1 protein-coding gene and 1 pseudogene are annotated in these 3,956 nt (G+C 76.5%); both read left to right on the forward strand.

All coding sequences use genetic code 11. The features are described 5' to 3' along the window. Nucleotides 1-104: 104 nt before the first annotated feature. Nucleotides 105-590, forward strand: coding sequence for a hypothetical protein (locus D8M29_RS09420; protein WP_036315935.1), 486 nt, complete (start codon nt 105-107; stop codon nt 588-590). Nucleotides 591-652: 62 nt separating this feature from the next. Next, nucleotides 653-3,049 (forward strand): annotated as a pseudogene (gene treY, locus D8M29_RS09425) (malto-oligosyltrehalose synthase); the annotation flags it as partial. Between the last annotated feature and the right edge of the window lie 907 nt (nt 3,050-3,956).

Here is a 3,956-nt window from a genome sequence, read left to right on the forward strand (position 1 = left end):
TCGAGGCGATGGACTCCGCGCAGTGGCACCGCCTGTGGACCGCGGCACGCGGCGCCGGCCTGCCCTGAGCAACCCGCAGACGTGAGGGATGTCACACTGGGGGCATGACCTTCGCGCCCGTCAACCTCTTCACCCCCTGGCTCGCCTACTGGGCGGCCGCCCTCGCGCTCGTCGTCGGCGGCATCCTGCTGGTCGCCGGGATCTGGCGCGAGCGCCGGCACCGGCGGCACGCTGACGAGCACGGACGCAACACCGAGGTGGACGTCCTGGACAACACCCGGCTGCAGCGCCGGGTGGGGGCCGTGATGCTGGCGGTCGCGGCCGTGCTGGCCGGCGTGGGTGTGGGGACGCACCTGGCGGGGCTGGACACGCTGCGTCAGAACCTGACGGCCAAGTACGGCTACACCTCGATCGAGCGCATCCGCCAGTCCGGCACGGGGTTCATCATCGACCTCACCCAGCCGGACGGGACCGTCCTGCGGGACGAGATGGTCCTGGTCGACCCCTCGGGCGAGCCCTTCGTCGGCGAGGACATCTTCCACAACCCGCCGGAGAAGTACGAGGACCTGCCGCTGCGTCCGGCCCCGTGACCGCGCCCGCCGCCGTCCGCCGGGCCTGATGCCGCGTCGGGGGCCTCTGTTAGCGTCGCCGCGTGAGCACCTCGACCGTCCGTTCCGCCCCCGCGTCCACCTACCGGCTCCAGGTCAGCCCGGATCTGCCGCTGGAGTCCGTGGCCGGGCTCGTGCCCTATCTGCGGCGCCTGGGCGTGGACTGGCTCTACCTCTCGCCGCTGCTCGAGGCCGAGCCCGGCTCCGACCACGGGTACGACGTCGTGGACCCCACGCGGCTGGACGCCGCCCGCGGCGGGGCCGAGGGACTGGACGCGGTCGCGCGCGCCGCGCACGAGGCGGGCATGGGCGTGCTCGTCGACATCGTGCCGAACCACGTGGGCGTGGCCACGCCCCAGGCCAATCCGGCGTGGTGGGACGTGCTCACCCACGGTCCCGAGGCGGCGCATGCGGCGTGGTTCGACGTGGACTGGGCGGCCGGCGGCGGGTCTCTACTCATCCCCGTCCTGGGGGACGGTCCTGACGGGGACGCGGACGCGGAGCTGAACCGTCTCGTCGTCGACGAGGGTCGCCTGCGCTACTGGGACAACGTCTACCCCCTCGCCCCCGGATCGCTCGAGGCGGCCGAGGCGGAGACCGGGCTACGCGCCGCGGAGGTCTTCGCGGAGGCGGACCCGGCGAGTGAGCCGACCGCGGAGCAGGCCCGCCTGGCCCGCGCCGTGCACGAGCGCCAGCACTACCGGCTGGTCGGCTGGCGCCGCGGCGACGCCGAGCTGAACTACCGCCGCTTCTTCACCGTCACCACGCTCGCGGGCGTCCGGGTGGACGAGCCCGAGGTCTTCGACGCCGTCCACGCCGAACCCGCCCGCTGGGTCCGCGAAGGGCTCGTGGACGGGCTGCGCGTGGACCACCCGGACGGCCTGGCGGACCCGGCTGGCTACGCGCGGCGCCTGCGCTCCCACGTGCTCCCGGAGGGCTACCTCGTGGTGGAGAAGATCCTCGAGCCCGGCGAGGCGCTGCCCGCGGACTGGCCCGTGGACGGGACCACCGGCTACGACGCGCTCGGCGAGGTCGAACGCGTCTTCATGCACCCCGAGGCCGCGGGCGATGCGGCCGAGGACGCGCGCCGTCGTCGGGAGTGGGACGAGGTCGTGGTGCGAGCCAAGCACGACGTGGCCACCGGCTCCCTCGCGACCGAGACCGCCCGGCTGGTCCGGGAGGTCCGCGCCGTGCACGCCCTCGGTGCCCACCCGGACGAGGACGTGGCCGCCGCGTTCGCCGCCGTGCTCGCCCGCCTGCCGGTGTACCGCACCTACCTGCCCGTCGGCCTGGCCGTGCTCGAGGGCGCGCTGGCGGACGCGGCCGAGGCGGAGCCGGCCCTCGCCGCCGTGCTCGGCGACCTGCGGCCCGAGCTGACCGACCCGGACTCGCCCGTGGCCCGCCGGTTCCAGCAGACCTCTGGCATGGTGATGGCCAAGGGCGTCGAGGACCGGTCCTTCTACCGGTACACCCGGTGGGCCAACCTGAACGAGGTCGGCGGAGACCCCTCCCACGTCGCCCTGTCCCTGGCCGACTTCCACGCCGCCCAGCAGGCGCGCCAGGCCGCCTGGCCGACGGCCATGACCACCCTGAGCACCCACGACACCAAGCGCGGCGAGGACGTGCGCGCCCGCATCGCCGTGCTCGCCGAGGAGCCCGACCGCTGGGCCGCCGAGCTCGCCGAGCTGAGGCGCCTCCACCCGCTCGGCCACCCCGACGCCGAGCGGCTGCTCTGGGAGTCCATCGTGGGCGTCTGGCCCACGGACGGCACCGCACCGGAGGAGGAGCGGATCCTCGGCTTCCTGCAGAAGGCCTCCCGCGAGGCGGCCCTGGCCACCACCTGGACGGGCCAGGACCCCGAGTTCGAGGCCCGGCTCGCCGCGCTCGCCGCCGCCGTCACCTCCCCCGAGGGGCCTGCCCGGGGCGTGCTGCAGGCCGTCGCGGACCGCATCGCCGAGCCCGGCCTGGTGGTCCAGCTCGGCCACAAGCTCGTCCAGCTCGCCGCCCCCGGCGTCCCCGACGTCTACCAGGGCACGGAGGTGCCCTTCCCCACCCTCGTGGACCCGGACAACCGCCGCCCCGTGGACTTCGCGGCCCGGGCCGACCTGCTGGACCGCCTCGACGCCGGCCACACGCCCGGCCTCGACGACCCCGCCGCCGCCAAGCTTGCGGCCGTCGCGGCGGTGCTGCGCCCCCGCCGCGACCGGCCCGAGCTGTTCCCCGGCCACCGCCCGCTCGACGTCTCCGGGCCCGCCGCCGAGCACGCGATCGCGTTCGACCGGGGCGGGGCGCTCGCCGTGGCCACCCGCTGGCCCGTCCGCCTCGCGGCCGCCGGTGGCTGGGGCGAGACCGTCGTGACCGTGCCGGCCGGGCGGTGGGAGGACGCCGTCACCGGCCACCCCGTCCACCCGGACGCGCGCGGCGCCGTCGTGGTCCCCGAGGGCGGACAGGCACTGGTGCAGGCCCGTGAGCGCCCCGAGGCGCACGAGCGTGGACTCGGTGGACTCGCACACCAGGCGGAAGAGCGTCGCGGCCTGCTCGGGGCTGCCGTCCTCGGCCACCACGTAGGCGGCGAAGAGCTCGGCCTGCGCGGCGCCCTCGCGGTCCCCGGCGGCGGTGAACAGGTCGGCGGCCTGCAGCGCGGTGGCGATCGCCTCCGGCCCCCGCTCGAGCGACCACAGGGCACGGGCGCGGGTGTCCGTGTAGTCGGCCACCTGCCAGTCGGCGCCGGCGTCCCGCACGAGGGCGAGCGCCTGCTCGCGGAGCTCGAGGCCCTCCGACTGGCCGGCCTCGGCCAGCAGGGCCCCCTGCGCACCCAGCCCGGCCGGCCGCTACGCCGGGTTCTCCTCCGCCGGCCCGGCACCGCACAGCAGGTACCCGCGGGCGGGCGGCGCGGCCGGCGGCACCGCCGGGTCCTCGTCCACCGCCTGGCGCGCGGCCGCGACCGCCCGCTCGAACAGGTCGAGGGGGGAGGGCCGGGTGCGTTCGTCGCGCTCGCGGTTCACGAGGGCGCCGGCGGCCAGGAGCGTGCGCGCGGCGGCCTCCCACTGGCCGTGGGCCTCGAACAGGCCGGCCGCCTCCCGCCACAGGGGCAGCGCGTTCTCGGCGCGGTCCTGGTCGTGGTGGGCGTGACCGAGGTCCACGAGGGCACGGGCCTGCTCGACGTCCCGGCCGTGGGTGGCCTCGCGGCGCACCAGCCGGGCGAGCATGGGCTCGGCCGCGTCGGCGTGGCCGGCGCGCCCGGGCTGGTGCGCCCACCAGTAGCTCCGGCTCGGGGCCTCCGGCGCCCTCGGCTTCTCCGCCTGCACGGAGGCCCGCCCCCACTCGTGCAAGATCGCGACGCTCGTG

Origin of the sequence: Micrococcus sp. HSID17227, from assembly GCF_003989405.1 — a bacterium.
Classification (GTDB): Bacteria; Actinomycetota; Actinomycetes; order Actinomycetales; family Micrococcaceae; genus Micrococcus; species Micrococcus luteus.